At 63.3% G+C, this 22,787-nt stretch carries 15 protein-coding genes; 11 read left to right on the top strand and 4 right to left on the bottom strand.

Going from position 1 to position 22,787, the window contains the following annotated elements; genetic code table 11:
• Positions 1-26: 26 nt before the first annotated feature.
• The 5 genes from recC (at position 27) to NFG58_RS09345 (ending at position 11,601) form a co-directional block, all read left to right on the top strand.
• The gene (gene recC / locus NFG58_RS09365) at positions 27-3,749 is read left to right on the top strand and encodes an exodeoxyribonuclease V subunit gamma (protein WP_348828039.1); all 3,723 of its coding nucleotides are present in this window, start codon (positions 27-29) and stop codon (positions 3,747-3,749) included.
• Positions 3,746-7,738, top strand: a complete 3,993-nt coding sequence (recB, locus tag NFG58_RS09360; RefSeq protein ID WP_124804710.1) for an exodeoxyribonuclease V subunit beta — start codon at positions 3,746-3,748, stop codon at positions 7,736-7,738. Before recC ends, recB begins: the two co-directional genes overlap by 4 nt.
• Positions 7,735-9,942 (top strand): exodeoxyribonuclease V subunit alpha, encoded by a 2,208-nt coding sequence (gene recD / locus NFG58_RS09355; RefSeq protein WP_124804709.1) that lies wholly within the window; start codon positions 7,735-7,737, stop codon positions 9,940-9,942. Before recB ends, recD begins: the two co-directional genes overlap by 4 nt.
• 184 nt (positions 9,943-10,126) lie before the next feature.
• On the top strand, positions 10,127-11,122 hold the full coding sequence (locus tag NFG58_RS09350; protein WP_124804708.1) for an ion transporter: 996 nt from the start codon (positions 10,127-10,129) through the stop codon (positions 11,120-11,122).
• Between the two features lie 179 nt (positions 11,123-11,301).
• Entirely contained in the window at positions 11,302-11,601 is a 300-nt protein-coding gene (locus NFG58_RS09345) for a DUF2442 domain-containing protein (RefSeq protein ID WP_124804707.1), read from the top strand.
• Between the two features lie 268 nt (positions 11,602-11,869).
• Here NFG58_RS09345 and NFG58_RS09340 read toward each other — a convergent pair whose 3' ends face one another.
• Together NFG58_RS09340 and NFG58_RS09335 are read right to left on the bottom strand one after the other, a co-directional pair.
• Positions 11,870-12,967, bottom strand: a complete 1,098-nt coding sequence (locus NFG58_RS09340; RefSeq protein WP_124804706.1) for an ADP-ribosylglycohydrolase family protein — start codon at positions 12,965-12,967, stop codon at positions 11,870-11,872.
• Positions 12,968-13,039: 72 nt separating this feature from the next.
• Positions 13,040-13,930 (bottom strand): AbaSI family restriction endonuclease, encoded by an 891-nt coding sequence (locus tag NFG58_RS09335; protein ID WP_124804705.1) that lies wholly within the window; start codon positions 13,928-13,930, stop codon positions 13,040-13,042.
• Positions 13,931-14,355: 425 nt separating this feature from the next.
• Here NFG58_RS09335 and umuD point away from each other — a divergent pair, with 425 nt between their 5' ends.
• The 3 genes from umuD (at position 14,356) to NFG58_RS09320 (ending at position 17,806) form a co-directional block, all read left to right on the top strand.
• Positions 14,356-14,805, top strand: coding sequence for a translesion error-prone DNA polymerase V autoproteolytic subunit (gene umuD, locus NFG58_RS09330; RefSeq protein WP_045994834.1), 450 nt, complete (start codon positions 14,356-14,358; stop codon positions 14,803-14,805).
• Entirely contained in the window at positions 14,802-16,070 is a 1,269-nt protein-coding gene (locus NFG58_RS09325; RefSeq protein WP_108133736.1) for a Y-family DNA polymerase, read from the top strand. Before umuD ends, NFG58_RS09325 begins: the two co-directional genes overlap by 4 nt.
• Positions 16,071-16,540: 470 nt before the next feature.
• Positions 16,541-17,806 (top strand): beta-propeller fold lactonase family protein, encoded by a 1,266-nt coding sequence (locus NFG58_RS09320; RefSeq protein ID WP_222516858.1) that lies wholly within the window; start codon positions 16,541-16,543, stop codon positions 17,804-17,806.
• Between the two features lie 184 nt (positions 17,807-17,990).
• Here NFG58_RS09320 and NFG58_RS09315 read toward each other — a convergent pair whose 3' ends face one another.
• Positions 17,991-19,070, bottom strand: coding sequence for a DUF2955 domain-containing protein (locus NFG58_RS09315; RefSeq protein ID WP_261395492.1), 1,080 nt, complete (start codon positions 19,068-19,070; stop codon positions 17,991-17,993).
• A 37-nt stretch (positions 19,071-19,107) separates the two neighbouring features.
• Complete coding sequence (locus tag NFG58_RS09310; protein ID WP_222516860.1) at positions 19,108-20,169, bottom strand: HlyD family secretion protein; 1,062 nt, start codon at positions 20,167-20,169, stop codon at positions 19,108-19,110.
• A gap of 268 nt (positions 20,170-20,437) precedes the next feature.
• Here NFG58_RS09310 and NFG58_RS09305 point away from each other — a divergent pair, with 268 nt between their 5' ends.
• From NFG58_RS09305 to NFG58_RS09295, 3 genes are all read left to right on the top strand, one after another.
• Positions 20,438-22,057: a glucan biosynthesis protein D gene (locus tag NFG58_RS09305; RefSeq protein ID WP_222516861.1), complete on the top strand. Its 1,620-nt coding sequence runs from the start codon at positions 20,438-20,440 to the stop codon at positions 22,055-22,057.
• Positions 22,058-22,164: 107 nt separating this feature from the next.
• The gene (locus NFG58_RS09300; protein ID WP_045994821.1) at positions 22,165-22,422 is read left to right on the top strand and encodes a type II toxin-antitoxin system RelB/DinJ family antitoxin; all 258 of its coding nucleotides are present in this window, start codon (positions 22,165-22,167) and stop codon (positions 22,420-22,422) included.
• The gene (locus NFG58_RS09295; RefSeq protein WP_222516862.1) at positions 22,422-22,694 is read left to right on the top strand and encodes a type II toxin-antitoxin system YafQ family toxin; all 273 of its coding nucleotides are present in this window, start codon (positions 22,422-22,424) and stop codon (positions 22,692-22,694) included. Before NFG58_RS09300 ends, NFG58_RS09295 begins: the two co-directional genes overlap by 1 nt.
• The last annotated feature ends 93 nt before the right edge of the window (positions 22,695-22,787 follow it).

Here is a 22,787-nt window from a genome sequence, read left to right as displayed (position 1 = left end):
CCTTCACGCAGTACAGAGAACTCGCCATGACCGATACCACCGCCGCCTCGGGCTTGATCGTCCTGCAGGGCAACCGTATGGAGGATCTGCGTGATCTGACCCTGAAGTGGCTGGGACGACGCCCGCTGCATCCGCTGGCGCGCACCCTTTTTCTGGTGCAAAGCAACGGTATCGCCCAGTGGCTCAAGACCTCGATCGCCGAGCGCCAGGGCGAACCGGGCTACGGCGTCTGTCTCGGCACCGACGTTGCCCTGCCCGCGCGCTTTCAGTGGCAGGCCTACCGCGCGGTGATCGAGGCGGTGGAAGGCTCGGGGCAGGTGCCGACCACCTCTCCCTGGGACAAGAGTCGCCTGCGCTGGCACCTGATGAAGCTGCTGCCCGAAGCCCTGGACGACCCGCTGTTCGAGCCGCTGGCACGTTACCTGCGCGAAGACGATGAGCAGCGCAAGCGTTACCAGCTGGCCGAGCGCCTGGCTGACCTGTTCGATCAGTACCAGGTCTATCGCGCCGACTGGCTCACCGCCTGGGAGGCCGGGGACGATGTGCTCACCCTGCCCGGTAACCGTGTCACAGAGGTCCCCGATGACCAGCGCTGGCAGCCGGCACTGTGGCGCAGGATCAGCGACGCCCTGCCTGCCGACCAGCGCCACAGTCACCGCGGCGCCGTGCACCAGCGCTTCAAGCGGGCCGCCGAGCAGCTGACCCGCGAGGTCGAACAGGGCGAGACGGCCTGCCCCCCGGAAATACCGCCGCGTATCGTGGTGTTCGGCATTTCGTCGCTGCCCCAGCAGACCCTGGAGGTGCTGGCCGCCCTGTCCAGCATCAGCGAGGTGGTGCTGTGTCTGCTCAACCCCTGCCAGTTCTACTGGGGCGAGATCATCGAGACCCAGGAGGTCCTGCGCCGCCACGTGCGCCAGCGCCGTCGCCAGGGCATGCCGGCGGAGCTTCACCACTCGCTCGAACAGCTGCATCTGCACGCCCATCCGCTGCTGGCGGCATGGGGCAAGCAGGGCCGCGACTACCTGCAGCTGCTCAGCGAACACGACCACACCGACGTGGAGGCGTTGAGCGCCCTGCTCGACGACTCGGTGGATCTGTTCCTGGCGCCGCCCACCGACACCCTGCTGGGCCAGCTGCAGGACGACATCCTCAACCTGCGCCCGCTGGCGGAGACCCAGGCCGAGTGGCCAGCGCTTGATCCCGAGCAGGACCACTCGATCCGTTTTCACATCTGCCACAGCCCTCAGCGTGAACTGGAGGTCCTGCACGACCAGCTGCTCGAGGCCTTCGCCGAGGATGCGACTCTCGAACCCAGGGACGTGATGGTGATGGTGCCGGACATCAACGACTACGCGCCCTATATCGACGCGGTATTCGGCCAGTTCGCCCCGGGCGAGAAGCGCCACTTGCCCTACCACGTGGCCGACCAGCAGGAACGCCATCGCGAACCCATGCTGGTGGCACTGGAGACCCTGCTGTCGCTGCCGCGTCTGCGCTTTCGCGCCAGCGAGATCCTCGACCTGCTGGACATCCCGGCCATCCGCACGCGCTTTGGCCTTGGCGAGGGGGACCTATCCACCCTGCAACGCTGGATTCGCGAGGCCAACGTACGCTGGGGCCTCGATGCCTCCCAGCGAGCCGAACTCGGTCTGCCGGAACACGACGAGCTGCACACCTGGCGCTTCGGCCTGGAGCGCATGCTGATGGGCTACGCCGTGGGCGAGGCCAGCGACGACGGCGAGGACTGGGGCGACGTCGTGCCCTACGACGAAGTCGCCGGCCTCGACGCCACCCTCGTGGGACCGCTGTACCGGCTGATCATGACCCTCGACGAGGTCCGTCAGAGCCTGCTCGAACCCAAGACCGCCAGCCAATGGGACCAGGTTCTGGGAACCATGCTGGAGCGCACCCTGGCCCCCGGCTCCAGTGCCGAAGAGGCCTTGCTCGGGCGCATCCAGGGGGCGCTCGAGACCTGGCACGAGGAGGTCGATTCGGCCGAGGTCGGCATCCGCCTGCCGCTGGCGGTGGTGCGTGAAAGCTGGCTGTCGCGCATCGACCAGCCCCAGCTGTCCCAGAGCTTCATGATGGGCCGCATCACCTTCGCCACCCTGATGCCCATGCGCGCAATCCCCTTCCGCCACGTCGTGCTGCTGGGCATGAGCGACGGCGCCTACCCGCGCCGCGCCGAGGCCATGGACTTCGACCTGATGGCCATGCGCGGACACTATCGCGCCGGCGACCGCTCCCGGCGTGACGACGACCGCTACCTGTTCCTCGAGGCACTGCTGTCAGCGCGGGACCGACTGACCATCAGCTGGTGCGGACGCAGCCCCCAGGACAACGGCGAGAAGCCGCCCAGCGTGCTGGTCGGGCAGCTGCGCGATCACCTCGGCAAGGGCTGGCGCCTTCCCGACCAACCGCCCCACGATGAGCGCTCGCTGGCCGAAGAGCAGCAGATGACTGAGGCCCTGCTCACCGCCCTGACCACCGAGCACCCGCTGCAGCCCTTCGGCGCCGGCTATTTCCTGGCGGGCTCGCCGCTTTATACCTATGCAGACGAGTGGCAGACCCTGCACCAGCGTGATTCACGTCACCCGGACCCGATGGCGGCCACCTCAGCCGATGAGGCGCTGCCGCCCTGGCGCCCCGAAGGCGCCATCGGCCTGTCGCAGCTTTCTGGCCTGCTGCGCGATCCCGTCGGCGCCCTGTTCCAGCAGCGCCTGTCCACCAGCATGCGCGACGAACAGACGCTGAGCGACGATGACGAACCCTTCGCCTTCGCCGGCCTTGCCAGATGGCAGCAGCGCGAGGCCCTGGTGCAGCCGCTTGGCCAGCGTCTGGCCCACGACCGCGCCTGCGACCCGGCTCTGTTGATCGAACGCCAGGTCCAGCGCCAGCAACGCGCCGGCCACTACCCGCCGCCACCGGTAGGCCCGGTGATCCGCCGCCAGTTGCTGGAGCGAATCCCCGACGCCCTCGACCACTACCGTGAACTGCTAGAGCGCTATCCACACTCGCTGGAGCGGGCACCGCAGCTTCGCCACAACAGTCGCCTTCCCTTGCCCGACTCGAGTGAGACCCTGGTACTGGAGGACGCCCTGTCCCACCTGCACGCGACCGACTCTGCCCCCTCCTCCGGGGCCAGCGACGAGGGCGACGCGGGTGCGGATGAGGTCGCCCGCATCGTGCTGTTGACCAGCCAGATCCACCAGGGCGAGCATTTTCACTGGAGCCAGATTCTGCGTCACTGGCCGGCGCACCTGGCGCTGCAGTGCCTCTACCCAAACTCGCCGAGCCATCTGGTATCACCCAGCGGCGTGCTGGAGATCCCCGGCATGCCCCGCGAACAGGCCGCAAGACGCCTGGATGCGCTGATGCGGCGCTGGCTCACCGCCATGCAGGGCGCCACGCCCTGCCACCCCGACATCGCCTTCGCCCTGCTCGAGGAATATCCCGTGGCAGAGGATGCAGCCTGGCCACCGGCAGACGCCCAGTCATCAGCCACGTTGCGCAAGGCCTGGGAGCAGGCCTGGGAAAAACTGTCGGAGCGAAGCCCGCTGCTGCTGCGCGAGTTTCCAAGCCTGGATGAGTTGATCGGCGCCGAGGGCTTTGACGAGGCCTGTCGTGAGCTCTACGCCGACCTGCATGGCTGGATCAGCACGGCGCGCAGCGCTCGCAAGGGCTCTGACAAGGGCTCTGACAAGTCATCGGGCAAAAGTAACGCCACCACCGGGAAGGAATCCGCATGAGCCTGCCGTCCGACCTTTTTTCCACCGACGACCAGCCGCCTTCCCCGGACAACGCCGGCCAGACACCGCTGCCATTGGCGCTGCCGCTGCAGGGCAGCCAGCTGATCGAGGCCAGCGCCGGCACCGGCAAGACCTTCACCATCGCGCTGCTCTACGTGCGTCTGGTGCTGGGCCACGGCCAGCCGAACAACCCGGCCAGCAGACGCGACAATGGCTTCAGCCAGCCGCTGGTGCCGCCGGATATCCTGGTGGTGACCTTTACCGAGGCCGCAAGCCAGGAGCTGCGCGATCGTATCCGGGCGCGCCTGGTCCAGGCCGCCGAGGCCTTTCGCGCCGGTGACAGGGACGACGGCTCGACCACGGCCGCGGACGACGGCCTCGCCGAACGCGACCCGCTGCTGGCCGCGCTGCGCGACGACTTCGAGCGCGACGCCTGGCCCGCCTGCGCCCGACGACTGATGCTTGCCGCCGAATGGATGGACGACGCCGCCATCTCGACCATCCATAGCTGGTGTCAGCGAATGCTCAAGGAGCACGCCTTCGACAGCGGCAAGCTGTTTCGCCAGGAGGTGGTCAAGGATCTCGGCGAGATGACCCAGGAGGCGGTTACCGACTACTGGCGCACCCGCGTCTACCCCCTCGACGAGCCCCTGGCCGCGTCCATGGTCGAGCTGTTCGGCTCGCCCCAGGGGCTTAACAAGGCGCTGCGCAATCTGCTGAGCCGCGAGGATGCCAGCCTGGTCTTCTGCGGCGAGCCATTGGCCGCTGGTGATTTCGGTGCCCATCTCGCCCAGTTCAGCGACGCCCGAGGGAGCGCCGACAGGCTGGAAGACGCCGCCCGCCGCGCCTACCTGGATGACAAGGAGGCAGTGCACGACTGCCTGCGCGCGCTGCGCCCGGCGATGCACGGCGGCAGCTTTCGCGGCAAGGATGACGACGACACCTTCGACGGCTGGCTGGAACAGCTCGGCGACTGGGCAAACGGCAAGCGACCCCTTGCCGAGGCAAGCTTCGTGCAGAAGCTCGCGCGCTCCAAGCTGCGGGTCAAGAAGGGTACCGAGGTGCCCGAGCTTGGGCTGTTCGAGGCCCTGGAGGCGTGTCGTCACAACGACGAGCAGGTCGAGACCCTGCAGCGCGAGCTCTACCCCCAGGTGCTGGCGGATGCCCGCGACTGGGTCAGCCGGCGGCTGTCCGAGCAGCTCGAGGCCAACGCCCAGATGGGCTTCAACGACATGATCACCGGACTTGCCGGCGCCCTGGACGGCGACGGCGGCGAGACCCTGGCGCGGCGCATTCGCCAGCAGTTCCCGGTGGCCATGATCGACGAGTTCCAGGACACCGATCCGGCCCAGTACCGCATCTTCGAGCGGGTCTATCGTATCGGCGATGCGCCCACCGCTGAGCCAGACGCCCAGCACGAACTGGATGGGCCAGGCGCTCCTGAGCATGACGCCACGGCGCTGATCCTGATCGGCGATCCCAAGCAGGCGATCTACGGCTTTCGCGGCGGCGACATCTACACCTACCTGGGCGCCCGTCACGCCACCCGCGGGCACCACCACAGCCTGGACACCAACTTCCGCTCGAGCGAGGCCGCCGTGGCGGCGGTCAACCGGCTGTTCGCATTCGCCGAGCAGCGCCACCCCCGCGCCGCCTTCCGCTTCGCCGCCGACGACCACAATCCGCTGCCATTTCAATCCGTCGGCGCCAACGGTCGCAAGGAAACCCTGTGCCTGGATGGCAAACCCGCCGCCGCGCTGACCGGCTGGCTGATCGCCGACGGCAACAAGGACAACGGCTGTCTCAACAAGGAAGGCTACCTGCACGAGGCCTCCCGCCACTGCGCCGACCGCATTGCCGACTGGCTCAATCAGGCCAGTCCTGGCGAGGGCACTCCAAGCGCCGGTTTCGCCACCTCAACGAACGCCGGTGACGGCAAGCTCACACCGCTGAAGGCCGGCGATATCGCCATCCTGGTGCGCGATCGCAGCGAGGCCAGCGCCATCCGCAACGCCTTGAGCGAGCGCGGCCTGGCCAGCGTTTACCTGTCGGATCGTGACAGCGTCTTCGCCACCGCCGAGGCCCGCGACCTGCATCACTGGCTCAAGGCCATGGCCAACCCGGAGTCGGTGTCGACCCTGCGCACGGCCCTGGCCACCGCCACCCTGGGCCTGGGGCTGGCCGAGCTCGACCGGCTGCAACGCGACGAGACCGCCTGGGAGCGGGTACAGGAGCGTTTTCTCGGCTACCGCCTGCGCTGGCAGCGTCGGGGCGTATTACCGGCGCTGCGCCAGTTGCTGCACGACTACCGGATCCCCGAGCGACTGCTCGGCGCCCACCAGGGCCAGCGTCGCCTGACCAACCTGCTGCATCTGGCCGAATGGGCCCAGCAGGCCAGCGACACCCTGGACGGCGACCACGCCCTGATTCGCGTGCTCGCCGAACACCTCGACGACCCTGGCCACGACGAGCAGATCCTGCGCCTGGAAAGCGACGCTGACCTGATCCAGGTGGTGACCATCTTCAAGTCCAAGGGACTCGAGTATCCGCTGGTGTGCCTGCCATTTCTGTGCACCTACAAGGAGATCAGCGGCCAGTCCGGCACGCCCCTGTACCACGTCGACGACCGGCCGCTGCTCGAACTGGCGGCCAAGAAGGAGATGGCCAAAGAGGGCTTTGAGCTTGCCGACGACGAACGACTATCCGAGGAGGTACGGCTTCTGTACGTCGCCTTGACCCGAGCGCGTCACGCCACCTTCGTTGGCCTTGCCCCCCTCAAGCTCGGCAACGCCAGGAGCGCCACCCTGCACAAGTCAGCGCTGGGCTATCTGCTGGCCGGCGGCGAGGCGATCCCTGACCTGACAAACCTGCGCGAGCGCTGGGAGACCATGAGCGGTGGCTTCGACGCCATCGCCCTGGACGCCATCGACGCCAGCGGTGATAGCCCCCAGATCCAGTACCACCCGGTCACCACCGAGCTCGCCACCAAGGGCGCACGCACGCCTAGCCACCGGCCCTTTGCCCCCTGGTGGATCGCGAGTTACTCATCGCTGGCCCAGAAGGGAGCCACCGCGCCCGAGACACCCGAGGCCGAAGTGCTCGAGGAAGAGCATCTGGACGCCCGCCTGGTGCCCGCGGCGCGGGAAGCCGGCGCCCCCCAGCCCGGCACCCTGCACGCTTTCCCGCGGGGCCCAGGCCCTGGCACCTTCCTGCACGGCGTGCTGGAAGCGCTGGCCGAGCACGGCTTCAACAGCGCGCTTGACGATGCGGGCCTGCTCGCCCGCCTGGCCCAACGCTGCCGCCGCCGCGGCTGGGAAGCACACACCCAGGCGCTGACCGATGGCATCCGTCACTGGCTGAACACGCCGTTGACCTCGACCACACAAGAGCGCCCCGACGGCGAGGATGCCTACGATGGTCCGGTGCTGGCGCGCCTTGAGCGCTACCGCGCCGAGCCCGACTTCTGGTTCGCCACCCATGACGCCATCACCCCGGCCATGGACAAGCTCACCCGCCAGTATCTGTATCCCGGAGAGCCCAGGCCCCAACTGGGCTATCAGCGCCTCAACGGCCTGCTCAAGGGCTTTATCGACCTCCTGGCCGAGCATCAGGGGCGCTTCTATATCATCGACTGGAAGTCCAACTGGCTGGGCCCCGACGATGACGCCTACCATCAGGACGCCATGCGCGCCGCCATGCTCGACAAGCGCTACGACATGCAGCTCGCGCTCTACCTGGTGGCACTGCATCGCCACCTGCGCCAGAGCCTGCCGGACTACGACTATGACCGCCACGTTGGAGGGGCCATGCTGGTCTTTCTGCGCGGTATTACCGCGCCCTCGCGCGGCGTCGCCGCGATCAAGCCGCCCCGAGCCTTTATCGAGGCACTCGACGATATCCTGGCGGGACAGGCGGGCCACGCCGCGAGAGCAACCCACGAAAGCGCCACCGGCCATGACAATGACACCAGCGGGGAGGCAATGGCATGAGCGAGGCTAACCCTGAGGTACACCGCGAGGGGAACGGCGAGACACCGGGCGATTCAGCCTCGACCGCCCTGCCGTCCTCGCCCTTTGCCACCCCGGAGCAGGCACTGGCCGACCCCGAGGCGCTGCTGTCGCTGCTGTTTGCCTGGGCCGAGTACGGCTGGATCCGTGATCTCGACGCGGCGCTGCCCCACCGCCTGGCGAGCCTCGCGCCGGACGGCGACGCCAGCTGCCTGCTGGCGGCCATGCTGGTCAGCCACCAGGCCGGCCAGGGGCATCTGCTGCTGGACCTGAATCAGGCCCGCCGCCAGCCCGAGACACTGATCGCCGTCGCTCGCGACGTGGCACGTGACGACGCCGCCCCGCCCCCGCCGGAGGCCCTGCTCGGCCGTCTCGGCGACGACTGGGTAAACCGGCTTCAGCGCTGGTCGGCGGTGGCGCAAGGCCCAGGCGCCAGCCCCCTGGTACTGGAGGCAGAGCGCCTCTATCTACGCCGCTACTGGCGCAACGAACAGCGGGTCGCCAGCGCCATTGCCGCGCGGCTGTCGACGCCCGGCACTTCAACCAAGGATCATCCAACCGCCGACGGTGACGCCGCCCGCCTGCGTCCGGTGCTGGATACGCTGTTTCCCCCGTCCGATCCGCGTGCCGACCAGGCCGCCTCCCAGAAGCTCGCCTGTGCGCTGGGCGCACGCGCGCCCTTCGCGGTGATCACCGGCGGCCCAGGCACCGGCAAGACCACCACCGTCATCCGCCTGCTGGCGCTGTTGCAGACCCAGGCCATCGCTGAGCGGGGCGCCCCCCTGGCGATACGCCTGGCCGCCCCCACCGGCAAGGCGGCGGCGCGACTCAGCGAATCCATTCGCGACCAGATCGCCGCCCTCGACGAACTGCCGCTACCGGACGCCGCCCAGGTACGCGCCTCGATTCCCCACGAGGTCTCGACCCTGCACCGGCTGCTCGGCGCCCGACCCGATACCCGTCACTTCCATCATCATCGCCTCAACCCCCTGCCGCTGGACATGGTGGCGGTGGACGAGGCGTCGATGGTCGACATCGACATGATGGCGGCACTGCTCGACGCCCTGCCGCCCCATGCACGCCTGGTGCTGCTCGGCGACAAGGACCAGCTCGCCTCGGTGGAAGCCGGGGCGGTCCTCGGCAACCTGTGCGCCAGGGCCGAACAGGGCCACTATCGCAACGACGTCAGCGACTGGCTCGAAGCGGCTACCGGGCTGTCGTTGCCTGAAGCACTGCACGACGGCGACGGCCGGGCGCTGGATCAGTCCGTCGCCATGCTGCGCCACTCCTTTCGCTTCGATGACGCCAGCGGTATCGGCCAGCTTGCCCGCGCCATCAACGCCGGCGACAGCCGGCGGGCGCTCGCGGTGCTGGACGACACCGCCTTTCCCCAGGCGCAGCGCCAGGCCCTGCCCCGCGCCAACGAACGGCGCCTGATGACCCTGGCGCTGGATGGCCGAGGCCAGGACGCGGCCTGGGGCTATCGCTTCTATCTGGGCGCCATCAGCCCGCGTCCCGACACCCCGGAAGCTGGCGCACTCGAGCAAAGCGGTCTGCTGCGGCCACGCCCGTCGCTGTCATCCGAGCGAGCCGAGTGGGACCGCTGGGCCTCTGCCATCCTCGAGGCCCACGCCCAGTTCCAGTTGCTGACGCCGCTGCGCGCCGGCCACTACGGGGTCGAATCGCTCAATCAGCGCATCGAGCAGGCGCTGGCACGGGCCGGACTGATCGACAAGCCGGATCACAGCACCCACTGGTACGAAGGCCGCCCGGTGCTGGTCACCGGCAACGACTACGCGCTCAAGCTGATGAACGGAGATATCGGCATTGCCCTCAAGGTGCCGGTGGAGTTCGCCAACCCCGAGGCCGGTACCACCCTGCGCGTGGCCTTTCCTGCCGGTGACGGCCAGGGCGGCATCCGCTGGGTGCTGCCCAGCCGGCTGCAGCGGGTCGAGACGGTATTCGCGATGACGGTGCACAAGTCCCAGGGCTCGGAGTTCGTCCATACCGCCCTGGTGATGCCGGACACCCTGTCGCCGATCCTGACCCGCGAACTGGTCTACACCGCCGTCACCCGCGCCAAGAAGACCTTCACTCTGCTCAGCGCAAGCAACGTGGTGCTGGCCAAGGCCATCGAACGACGGATTGCGCGTCAGAGCCGGCTGTTTCAGTCGCCCGAAACATAGGCCCTGCAAAATCGCTCGGCATATTGTTCCGGTTCAGTAGCCCGAAGATGCTGCCCATCGACAGAAAGCCGCATCCTCACATCGCCAACGACGCTTTGGCACAAGGCGAGGTGGGGATGCGACCAACGCCAGGACGCTCTAGGCTGGTGAAGAAAGGAGTGTCACACGCATCCAAGGAGGACTCATGCCCGCCACCCGCACGACCTCGCCCGCCCTGGAGCGGGCTCATCTGGTGTGGGACCTGTTCATCATCGCGCTGGTGATCGCCAACCTGGCGCTGTTGCTGTTCGACAGCCTGTTTCTGCTGCCACCGCTCAACGCCGCCTTCGAGGCGGCGGCCCCTGGCCTGCACGGCACCTACGACCGGCATATCCATGCCAACTTCTTCAGCATCGACCTGGCCTTCGTCGCCGTCTTCCTGTTCGATGTGCTGCTTGGCTGGGCCGTTGCCATCTACCAACGCCGCTACCACCGCTGGTTCTTTTACCCCTTCGTGCACTGGTACGACGTGCTGGGGTGTATTCCCCTCGCCGGCTTCCGCCTGCTGCGTATCCTGCGTGTGATCTCGCTGCTGCACCGCCTGCACCGCCTGGGACTGATCGACGTGCGTCGCTGGTATCTCTACTCGGTTGTCGCCAAGTACGCCGACATCCTGATGGAAGAACTTACCGATCGTATTGCCATCCGCCTGCTCGACAACGTCCAGCAGGAGCTCACCAGCGGCGACGGCCTGGCCTCACCGGCCATCGAAAAGATCGTCACGCCGCGCAAGGAGGCCCTGGTGCGGGAAGTCAGCCAGCGCCTCGAGACCATGGTCGGCGACATCGCCCACCACAACCGTTTCGCGACACTGGCCTACGTGCGCGGCCTGGTCGCCCGCACCCTGGCCGAAACGCCGGAGCTTCAGCGACTCAAGCGCCTGCCCATGGGCTCCCAGCTCACTCAGGGGCTGGAGTCATCGATGTCCGACCTCGCCTGCCATCTGGTCGATGAAGCCCTGAATGGTCTCAAGTCCAGGGAGTTCTCCTCGCTGGTCGAACATATGGCCGACAGCGGCTTCGACGCCTGGCTGCGCACCGACCCCGAGACCGAACAGATCACCGAACAGGTGCTGGTCGATATGCTGGAGCTGCTCAAGGAACGTATCGCGGTCAAGCGCTGGCACGACAAGTACGCGTGAAGGGAGCGGGCCACAGGGGGAGCCCTGTGGCCTACTGGGCATTCAGGTCTCGCTTATTCTTTACGATGGATCTGCGGTCGCTAAGCTACACGGCACAACCACGGCTAATGCTGTGGAATGCGATGGTGGCACAATCGATGACTGCACCGAGGGAGACGCCTGCGAACAGGGAGAGACACGTGGCCATTACTGAAGATGACGTCCGGCAGGCAGAGGCCCGCATGGCCTGTGAACGCGATCACGCCCACGTCGTTTCCGCGCGATACGACAGTCGCACCCATCGCGTCATCATGCACCTGAACTCAGGGCTTGAGCTCGCGATCCCGCCGCACCTAGTGCAAGGTCTCACCGACGCCACGCCAGAAGCCCTGGCCGACATAGAGGTTTCTCCCACCGGGCTTGGCCTTCATTGGCCCCAACTCGATGCAGACCTCTACGCCCCCGCCCTCCTGCAAGGCCAATTTGGCTCCCCCTCCTGAGCTAAAGGATGGCGCCAAAGGGGGCGCCCGCGGACGGTTCGGTGAAACGGTCATTAACAAACATCCGGGACCCGACAATTAAGCAGTCACTGGCATACTCGCAGACCTTATTCAACATTTAGTACCTGTCGGTGCTCGGTAGAAAAGGCATCGATTGACCGAAATTCAGCCTTAGGACGCAAGCCAATCGACACGACGAGTCAGCAAGCAAGATGGCGTCACCAAGAAATCAATGGACTAGTTTCTTGAACGCTTGTTGTCGAAGCTGTCAATATCCCGGATATTTTTTCCATACCCAATCATTGTCGACGCCGCCAAAATCATCCAAGTCCCATTCATTGCTATCCACTAAATCCTCAGCCATTTCAGTTATCACGTCCCGTAATTCTAGCGGTTCCAACCAACTCTCCGGGATGGCCGAGACCCCCATCATGGCGCCCAATAGATTGCCAGCAATAGCGCCAGTAGAATCAGAGTCACCATCATGATTAACTGCAAGGCAGACTCCATGGCGGAGATCTTTGGCAACCAAGGCGCAATAGACAGCAATAGAAAGTGCCTCTTCTGCTACCCACCCTTGTCCCAGCTTACTAATAGCCTCGAAGTGATTACTCGAAATATCGGCCAACGCTTCAGCTTTTTCCAGAGCATCAAGCGTCTCTTCGTGCCCTTCATATGCCACAAGTGCCTCCTTCACTTTGCCAAGTGAATCTCTGAGACCTTTACCATTGATAAGATGCAAGATTAATTCCGACAGCACTCCAGCAGTCAAATAGCCGCTGGGATGACCATGAGTAATACTCGCGGCTTGCATACCCAGATGGAAAGCATCGCTGCCAGTCGTAGAAGGCCAAATGAAAAGTCCACATGGCGCCACTCGCATGAGTCCACCACAGCCTTTACTGTTGTTCTTAGCTGAAGCGCCATATCTTTCCATCGATCGCAATGCCGAGATACAAGTACGACCCGGCGCACGTTGATTTTGTAATTCTGCATGTCCGGCTAACCAACCACTAGTGAGCCAGTCTTCTCCTGTTTCCATTCGCGACCGATACCCTTGTGTATAAAGCCAGCGCTCATAAGCACTGGAGATTACGCTGGCTATGTGACATATCCCACGTCTGGCGCCCCGTACATGACCGCGCAGCAGCCCCTCGGCAGTAAACAATACCATTTGGGTATCATCAGTAATTCGACCTATACCACCATAACACGGCACGTACTCAGTTATACCAGACTCACCAAATTTAGAGACAATCTCAACATGAGTTATAAACTCTACCGGAGCGCCAAGTGCGTCACCGACAGCGCCCCCTAGTAGGCAACCAACGAACTTTTGTCTTATTTCATGAGTTTTATTTTTCATATCCACAATTACACCAAAAAAATCAAAAACACTAAAACAGAATGGTTGGTTTTAGAATCAAAAATCACCTATTCACAAAAATCGAACTTTTTCCCTCGTACCTATACGATCAAACACAATACAATCCTCCGTCGATCTTGCAATATTTAATTTAAATGTACCAACAAACCGAAGAAGGTTTCTTCCCAAGGAGTCTTTAGCTTTGGCAAAAACAATTGTTTTTCTTTCCGGATTTCTCTCAGCGTCTATCAACTGAGTCTCAATAGATTTTTTCCCGTCAAGATTTTCAGCACACTCGTAAATACGCTCACCATCTTTTGTTATTTTATTGTGCCACATACCATGTCTAAAAAGTCTGGGAAACCATACAACATCGGTACTACCATCAGGTATCCCCCAAGCGCCACGCTGCAGTGCTTTACCTTTAAAACCAAAACATCTCAAGGCTTCTGCCTGCGTTCGAAAAACAGGATTATCGGCAACGTCCAAGTATCCTTGATTGATCCATCTCCGTGAAGAATAAGCGAAATCCCAGTCCCAAGGAACAAACGTGCCGTTGTCAACACCAATCTCTTTAATTTTGTTCAGTTTATCGATGAAATTATCAGTTTCTTCCGCAACAATAGAAATATCTTTAAACATCCCTTCATCGCCATACGTTTTTATCCTATGAATTTCGTGTCCTGTAGCTAAAACAATATCATCACTTCTCTCAACATCTTCAGAAATTTGGTTTTTGTGATGCTTTTCATCAATCTCCAGATGCAGATTGAACTGAGGAAAATAAATATCAGTCAAGGCGCGATAGCCCTCTGGCCGATATACAAGCTGCTGACATACGAATTCAACGTCATCATCAATTTTATGAATTATTCGAGAAACAATGTACAGCTCCCATCTTTTGTGGGATATTTTCTGCAGACTCCTAAGAATGTAGTCAGCTTTAGAAAGTTCTTTTGCCATCAAATCCACCAAACCTTTTAATCATCATAACAATTATTCTAGATATAAAAATATCACATACATCAGAGGGTAACAGCACTTATTTTACTATACGTTAAATTGCCGTTTACCTATATAAACGCACTTCAACCGTTGCCTTGTCTAAGCCACAATCCATAAGTTCGTGCAAGAGTACCAACTATTACCGACAGCCCCACCAACCTCGTCATCCACCTTCCAATTCCCTACTCCCAATCCAACCAACCCCATCTCGCTCACCAAGCCAACTTTGCCCCCGCCCTCCTGTGCTGGCGCAGCCATGCACCTCCTGATACTGTATATCCAAACAGTATCTGCGATTCAGGAGGCCCCCATGCGCGACGACTATTCCCTTGTTTGGCGAACCCTTTCGTGTAGCGCCTATGGCAACGACGGGAGCCTGTGCCATGAGTCTTGAGGTGGAGGTGCTGGGGCGGGTCGATCCGCACGCGCCCAGGACCGCCTTGCCGCTGGCGGCGACCGAGGTTCGCGCGGGCTTTCCGTCACCGGCCGATGACTACCTGGAGGGACAGCTCGATCTGGTGGCGCATCTGGTGCCCCACCCCAGCGCCACCTTCTACCTGCGCGCCAAGGGCGAGTCGATGAAGGGCCTCGGCATCTTCGACGGGGATCTGCTGATCGTGGATCGCTCGCTGGAGCCGTGCAGCGGTTCGGTGCTGATCGCCAGCGTCGACGGTGAGCTGACCTGCAAGCAGCTTGGCTATATCGGCAATCGACCCTACCTGCTGGCGGCCAATGAGGCCTTCGCGCCGATTCCGCTCAACGGTCGCGACTGCGACCTATGGGGCGTGGTCACCCACAATATCCACGCCCTGGCAGCGGGAGTCGCGCGGTGATCGCGCTGGTCGACTGCAACAACTTCTACGTCAGCTGTGAGCGGGTCTTCGACCCCTCGCTTCGCGGCAAGCCTGTGGGGGTGCTGTCCAACAACGACGGCTGCGTCATCGCCCGCAGCCAGGAGATCAAGGACCTCGGCGTTGCCATGGGCATGCCTGCCTTCAAGATCGAGGGCGCGCTGCGCAGGCAGTGCATCCTGCTGTCGAGCAACTATGCGCTCTACGGCGACATGTCGCGTCGGGTGGTCGATACGCTGCGGGAGTTTGCTCCCGCCGTCGAGGTATACAGCATCGACGAGTGCTTTCTCGACCTCGCGGGCATGGCACCCGCCGGGCTGGACGCCCACTGCCGGCGCTTGCGACACACGGTGATGCGCCACACCGGCATTCCCGTCGGCGTCGGCGTGGCGACCAGCCGCACCCTGGCAAAGATCGCCAACCACCAGGCCAAGAAGGATCCCCGCGCAGACGGCGTCCACGTGCTCGAGGCCGATTCGGCGGCAACCCGGGCGCTGCTGCAACGCCTGCCGGTCACCGAGGTCTGGGGCGTCGCCGGGCGCACCGCCGCCCGGCTTGGGCAGCTCGGCATCGAGTCCGCCTGGCAGCTACGTGAAGCCGACCCCAAGCATATCCGCCGCCATTTCAGCGTGGTGCTGGAACGCACGGTACGCGAACTTCGCGGCGAATCCTGCATCCGCCTCGACGACGTCGGCGCCCCGCGCGAACGGATCATGACCAGCCGCTCCTTTGGTCGGCCCACCGATGATCTCGCGCAGTTGCGTCAGGCAGTGCGCGCCCATGCCGGCCGCGGTGCTGAAAAGCTGCGTGGTCAGGGCAGCGTGGCGCGGGCGCTGCTGGTGTTCTTGAAGACCAACAAGCATCGTCAGGATCTGCCCCAGCACCACCCTTCGCTGGTGGTTCCGCTGGCGCGTCCCAGCGACGACAGCCTCGAGATCGTGGCAACCGCGACCCGGGCGCTTGCGCGTATCTATCGCCCAGGACACCAGTATATGAAGGCCGGCGTGATGCTACTCGACATCGCCGACAAGGCAAGCCTGCAGCAGGATCTGTTTGCCGTCGACGACGGCAAAAAAGAACGCAATCAGCGCCTGATGGACACCCTGGACGCGATCAACCAGAAGCACGGTCGCGGCGCCTTGAGCCTTGGCAAGACCAGCGTGGACGCGGCCTGGCAGCTCAAGTGCGAACATCGCACCTCGCGCTACACCACTCGCTGGGATGAGCTGCCAATTGCCAGGCTGTAGCAGTCGGTATGACACACACCTTGACGGGCGGCCACCCTCTTTTCCCCCAAGATACCAACACGACGAACGGAAAATCTGTGCGCCAGGCCATCACACAGGCTATCGCCGGAAGCAGTCAGAAATTCTCAAACCTTTACGCGCGTTTGACGACAGTCACCTGCATCATTGCGGCCCAATCTTGCCTAAGCTTTCTCTCAACAACGATTCTTTAAAGCACAGTTTCTGCTAGATGCTCTCGCTTGGGCAACCTGGAAAACGAAACTCCATCTGCTTGTTGGCTCGTTACTCCCGAGCACAACGCTGAGGCTACAGTGCGAGGCAGCTCACCTGGGTTCCTTATTACTCTGGTGGGTGTAAGGACGCACCGGCTCGCGTCTACGCAGACTATGACGCTGGAACACGACGAGCCCGAGTGCCTGGAACTGCCGGCATCGCGGCACAAGAAAAGCAAAAACTGACCAAGGTACGCTATGAAAAATCCAGTCTTGATTGGCCTCGTCCTGCTTTCGGTTTCCCTGCCTGCCATGGCCAAGGACGTGACGGGTGGTGTCTACGTCGCCACCAACAACGCCGACGAGAACTCGCTGATCGCCTGGCGCCAGTTTGACGATGGCACCCTGGAAAAGGTCGGCGAGTACACCACCGGCGGCACGGGCAACGGCATGGATGGCGGCCTCGACCCGCTCGGTTCGGCCTACGGCGTGTGGCGTTCGGCAGACAACCGCAACGTACTGGTGGCCAACGTCGGCGACGGCACCCTGTCGTCACTTCACGTCGAAGACGACCTGACGCTGACGCTCAACAATGTGGTGGATGCCGGCGGCGCCAAACCCAAGGCCATCGACGGCCATGGCGACATCGTCTACGTCGCCAGCACCGATGGTGCCAACGATGAGCCGGGGGTGATCAAGGGCTTTACCATCGATGGCGATGGCAACCTGACCGAGATCCCCGACTCCGTTCGGCCGCTGGATGATTCTCCGGTCAGCATGGAGTTCACCGAGGACGGCAAGTACCTGACGCTTGTCGGCTTTCTTACCGGCATGGTGCATGTCTATGCGGTGGACGACGAAGGCCTCCTGTCGCAGGAGCCGATCTCGAGCCTTGAGTCGCCGCACTTGAGCGAGGAGCGCTTCTTCGCCCTGCCCATCGGCACCAAGCTGGTCACTCGCCCGGACGGCCACAGCACCCTGCTGGTGACCGAAACCCGCTATATCACCCAGGGCTACCAGTTCCACCCGTCCTCCGAGGAATCGAAGGCCAAGTATCCCTTCCTGCAGGAATACGAGGGCCAGACCGGCTCCATGTCGTCCTACGACATCGACGAGAACGGCAAGCTGACCCTGGTGTCGGCGGATGTGATGACCGGCGACGACATCTGGGGTGGCGAGCAGGCCGCCTGCTGGGTCACCACCTCGGAGGACGGCAAGTACGCCTGGACCACCAACTCCCATACCTCGAGCCTGTCGACCTTCAGCGTCGATCCCGAGGACGGCAGCATCGCTCTGCTGGAAGAAGCCGCCTACCGCGCCGAGGATTACAACGAGTATTTCGCCGACATGGACCTGAGCGCCGACGGCAACTACGTCAACATCATCAGCGGCAACACCGGCAAGACCTGGGTGTTCGAGATCCAGCACGATGACGGCAGCCTGAGCGTGGTTGATGCCTATCCCGGCAGCGCCGAAGTCCACTCCTACGGACTGGTGACCATCCCGCTGCCCCAGGGCGGCTAGGCGACTTTTCGGAGCAGGCCTAGAGGTCGGCGACCAGAGCCACGACGCTGGGCCACAAAGCTATGCCACAAAGCTTCACCAGAGAGCTGACCAAAATCGCCAGATCAGGCGGGTAGGTAAAGTAGCTAAAAAGGGGGCCGTGCTGACACGGCCCCCTTCTCTGTTGCAAGCGGCATAAGAAAACTCAGCTCGTGTGCGGTGCTTCCCGGCTCGAGACCGCAGGCCATAGATCCAGCAGCCGATGCAGTACCGCCATCACCGCCAGGGTGGCCAGCAGTGCCACGCACATCGAGCTGAACCGATAGACGGCGTCGACGACCAGATCCTGATCGGGTCTCAGGTACTGGCCAAACAGGATACCCAGGGTCGTCAGCCCGCCGAAGCCGATGCCGGAGCCGGCGTTCTCGATGACGTGCTCCCGTGCGAACAGCAAAAGACCGATGGCGTAGGCCAGCAGCACCAGCAGCAGATGGTCGCTCTTGGTGAACAGCACCAGTTGCAGCACCAGTGCCAGGTTGCAGCCCAACAGAGTGCCGATGGCACGACGCCAGGCCGACATCCGGGCGCCATGGTAGCCGAGGGCAAACAGGATCAGGATGGTCGCCATCTGCGCGGACAGGGAGTCGCGCAGATCGAGCAATTGAAACACCAGAAAGGACAGGGTCGCGGTCAGCGCCCCGATCAACGCCTGATGGCGCTTCAGCGCCGCTGTCTTGGCCTGACGTGGCGGCGGCTGTCGCGGCGTGACATCGGGAAACAGCCAGTGCATCAGGGCTGCGATGGCCACCGCCAGAAAACTCGCCACGCTGTTGCTGGCCAGCAGGTCGAACAGGTCGAGGTCGGGGTAACTGGCGAAATGCAGCATGATGCTCAGGGTCAGCACGCCGTTGGCGCCGAACACGAACAACGGCCCCCTGGCCATCAGGGTGAAGCGTCCCAGGAACATCAGGAACACCAGTCCCGTCATCACCACCGGCAGATGCTGGGTCAACCCCACCACCAGGCTGATCTCGACCACATTGAGGCAGGCGTTACCCAGGAACTGGCGCACCACATGGGCGTTGAACACCGGAATGATCCCCAGCAGAAACATCGGAAAGACGGTGAAGAAGACACCATAGTTCCAGTGCATCAGCTGGCTGATCAGAAAGCCGAGCCAGGCCCCCACCGCGATACGCAGACACTGGCGCAGGCCGTTGTCGCTGAGCTTCGAGGCCTTCGGTTGCTGCTGCCCTGACGACGCCCGTAGCCTCTTGGCAAACAAGGCCCGTGGCTGCTTGGTAGACGACGCCCGTGGCTGCTTAGTAAACATAATGCAGCCAGGACATCAGCCGAATCTGCAGCGCCCCCAGCGGATGGGCCAGCGGGTGCTCCCCGGGAAACAGCTGCACCGTGGCGCGGGAGCCGGTGGGCAGACTCGTCGGTGCGTCCCCGGCCAGCGAAAGGTGCAGGCGAAGGCGCTGGGCGTCGCGCAGCCAGCGGTCGGTGGTGGGGATGTCGGCCAGGTTACCGTCGGCGCTGATCTGTCCGTCGTAGACCCCTGCGTCACGCTTCTCGACCCGGGCGGCAAAGACCTGGCCTGGCATGGCGTCGAAGACCACACGGGCCTCGTCGCCGGCGGCGACCTTGCGCAGGCTCTTCTCGCGGAAGTCCGCGATCAGTTCGACCTCATCGGTGATCAGCGCCAGCGCTGGCTGTCCCTGGGTGGCGTAGTCACCCACCTCGAGTTGCAGGTTGCTCAGCGTGCCGGAATGCTGGGCCCGCACCAAGGTGTGGTCGAGATCGAGCTCGGCCTGCTCCAGGGCGTTGCGGGCCTGACGCAAACGCAAGTTGGCCTCCCCCTCGGCACCCAGTTCGGCCTCCAGGCGCGCCACTTCCGCCTCGGCGGACTTGACCTCGGCCTGGGCCTGACGGTCGGTGGCTACCAGGCCATCGAGGCGCTGGCGCGAGATGCTGTTCTGGCTAATCAAGCGCTCGCCTCGCCGGCGCTCCTGGGCGCTCTCCTGGGCCCTGGCGCGGGCCGCTTCGAGGGCGGCGCGGGCCGATGCGATGCTGGCGCTCAAAGTCTCGTTCTGCTGACGCGCTGCCTCCAGTTCCAGTCGCGCCTGCTCAAGCGCCAGCTCGAAGGGCGCGGGGTCGATACGAAACAGCGGATCACCCGCCTCGACATGGTCGTTATTGCTGACGTGGACCCGCTCGACGGGGCCGCTGACTTCCGGGGCGATACGCACCACCGGGCGCATGACCCGCGCCTCCGGGGTCATCGGCATGTAGGTATCTGCCACCACAAAATAGGCAAACATCAGGACGAACATGCCCAAGGCCAGGCGAACGATCCACCTGAAGCGCTGGTCGGGGGTCATGGTATTCCTCTTGGTTACACGACGGGCTGACTTGACGGGCTCACGTGACGGAGCCGCTCGGTATTTGACGAAGGCGTCCCCCGTCGACCGGCCGCGTAGACTAGCACTTTGTTAGCCTGTTAACAATATTGCGACCCTTCATGCACATTTCCTGAACCTTTGCTGATTCGGGCAGTCGTACCCTTCGACGTGCTCGACCAGGCGTAGCGACTGCTTACCCAGGCAGTCGCCCGACACCCGACATGCTCGACCCACAAGGATGATGGAAATGCAGCGACGTGACTTCCTCAAGGCGGCCACCGCCCTCAGCGCCTACGCCCTGCCAATCTCCCCGCTGCTGGCCGCGCTGGACCAGCGGCTCATGACCACCGGAGAAAAGGTCTCCTTCGACTACGCCTGGTTGAAAGGCTTCGCCCGCCATCTGTCAGGGCAACCTCACCAGGATCACGAAGGCGAACTGCCCGACCAGCTCAAGTCCCTTTCCTGGGACGACTACCAGGCCATCGGCTACCGTGCCGACCACGCCCTGTGGAGCAACAGCGACGCGCCCTATACGGCCCAGCTGTTTCACCTGGGTCGTGGCTTCACCACCCCGGTCAGGATCTACCAGGTCAGCCAGGGGCAGGCGCAGGAACTGGCCTACGACCCGGCGCTATTCAACTTTTCCAACGCCGATGGGGATAGCGTGGTCGATACCGATACGCTGTCCGAACGCCTCGGCTTCGCCGGCTTCCGCCTGCACCATCATCAGGACCCCAAGCGCGATATCGCCTCCTTCCTGGGCGCCAGCTACTTCCGTGCGGTCAGTCAGAGCATGCAGTACGGCATGTCGGCCAGGGGCCTGGCCATCGACACCGCCGGCAGCGAACCCGAGGAATTCCCCGACTTCACCCGCTTCTGGCTGGAACAGCCCGAGGGTGAAGACAAGGTCATCGTCTACGCCCTGCTCGAGTCGGAGAGCACCACCGGGGCCTACCGCTTCGATATTCGTCGCGACGTCGAAGGCGTGGTCATGGACGTGGCCGCCACCCTCTATCCGCGCAAGACGATCGAGCGTCTGGGCATCGCGCCACTGACCAGCATGTACCTGGTCGGCGAGAACGATCGTGACGTCAACTATGACTGGCGCCCGGAGATCCATGACTCGGATGGGCTGTCGATCCACACCGAAAGCGGCGAATGGCTGTGGCGCCCGCTGGTGAACCCACCCCAGCTTCGCTACAACGCCTATTCCGCCACCAATGTTCAGGGCTTCGGCCTGGCCCAGCGCGACCACGACTTCGACCACTACCAGGACGATGGCGTCTACTACGATCGCCGACCCAGCGTGTGGGTCGAACCTACCGAGGGCTGGGGCGAAGGTAGCGTGGATCTGGTGGAGCTGTCTGCCAAGGACGAGACCTTCGACAATATCGTGGCCTACTGGCAACCCAAGGCCCCGGTGGAGGCCGGCCAGGAGCTGCGCTATGCCTATCGTCTGAGCTGGTACGACCTGCCGCGACAGCAACCCAGCCTGTCGCGCTGCGTGGCGACCCGTACCGGACTGGGTGGCGTCGTCGGCCAACGTCGCGAGTACTTCAGCTGGCGCTTCGCGTTGGACTTCCGCGGCGGCCCCTTCCCCTTCGATGACGCAAGCGAGGTCGAGGTGGAGCCGGTCATCGAGACCAGCGCCGGGCGCGTCGAGATCACCTCGGCCCGACCGCTGGACGCCATCCAGGGCTACCGGGCCATGTTCGATGTGGTACCACCGGACGAGGGCACCGAGCCGATCAATCTGCGTCTGTATCTGCGCGATAGCGAAGGCAAGCCGCTGTCGGAGACCTGGATCTACCAGTGGACGCCGCCGCCCGGCGATGAGCGCGAGCTACATAACCCCGATCACTTGTAGTCGCCCCCCCACCGACGATGCGGGGCGCCCTCCTTCCTTGATGACAAGTTGCCAGGGCCAGGCCACAATGTAGCTACACAGTGGCTACCAATGAGAAGGAGACATTCATGGGTACCGATACCGTGGTCCGAGCTCGCATCGACAGCGAGACCAAAGAGCGCGCCACCGCCGCCCTCGATGCCATGGGCCTGACCGTGTCCGACGCCATCCGCCTGCTGATGCTGCGGATCGCCGACGAAAAGCGCCTGCCGTTTGCGGTGCAGGTACCAAGCGCCACCACGACCAAGGCGCTGGAAGAGCTGGAAGCCGGAAAGGGCAAGCGCTTCGATAGTGCGGATGCGCTGTTCGACGATCTAGGCATCTAATGCTGACCCCAGTCCGCTCAAGCCAGTTCAAGCGAGACGTAAAGCGGGTCCAGAAGCGCGGCAAGGACATGGACAAGCTACGCCGACTGCTGGGCCTGCTGCTTGAGCAAGCGCCCTTGCCGTATACCTACCAGGATCATGCATTGCAGGGAAACTGGAAGGGTTACCGAGATGCCCATATCGAGCCCGATTGGCTGTTGCTGTATCGCGTCGTGGATGACCAACTGCAATTGGCCCGGACAGGTAGCCACGCTGATCTCTTCCGCGAGTAGGCTAGGGCTTGTCTGGAAAGTGCCTGCGCTCGGTAATACGGCGTTAAAAATCGGCTGGTGCGCCAGCCCGGTCAAAATGCTCATTTACACCCC

The organism is Halomonas sp. RT37 (assembly GCF_040070525.1).
In the GTDB taxonomy this organism is placed as follows: Bacteria; Pseudomonadota; Gammaproteobacteria; order Pseudomonadales; family Halomonadaceae; genus Halomonas; species Halomonas litopenaei.
This window is presented reverse-complemented; position numbering and strand designations above follow the sequence as displayed.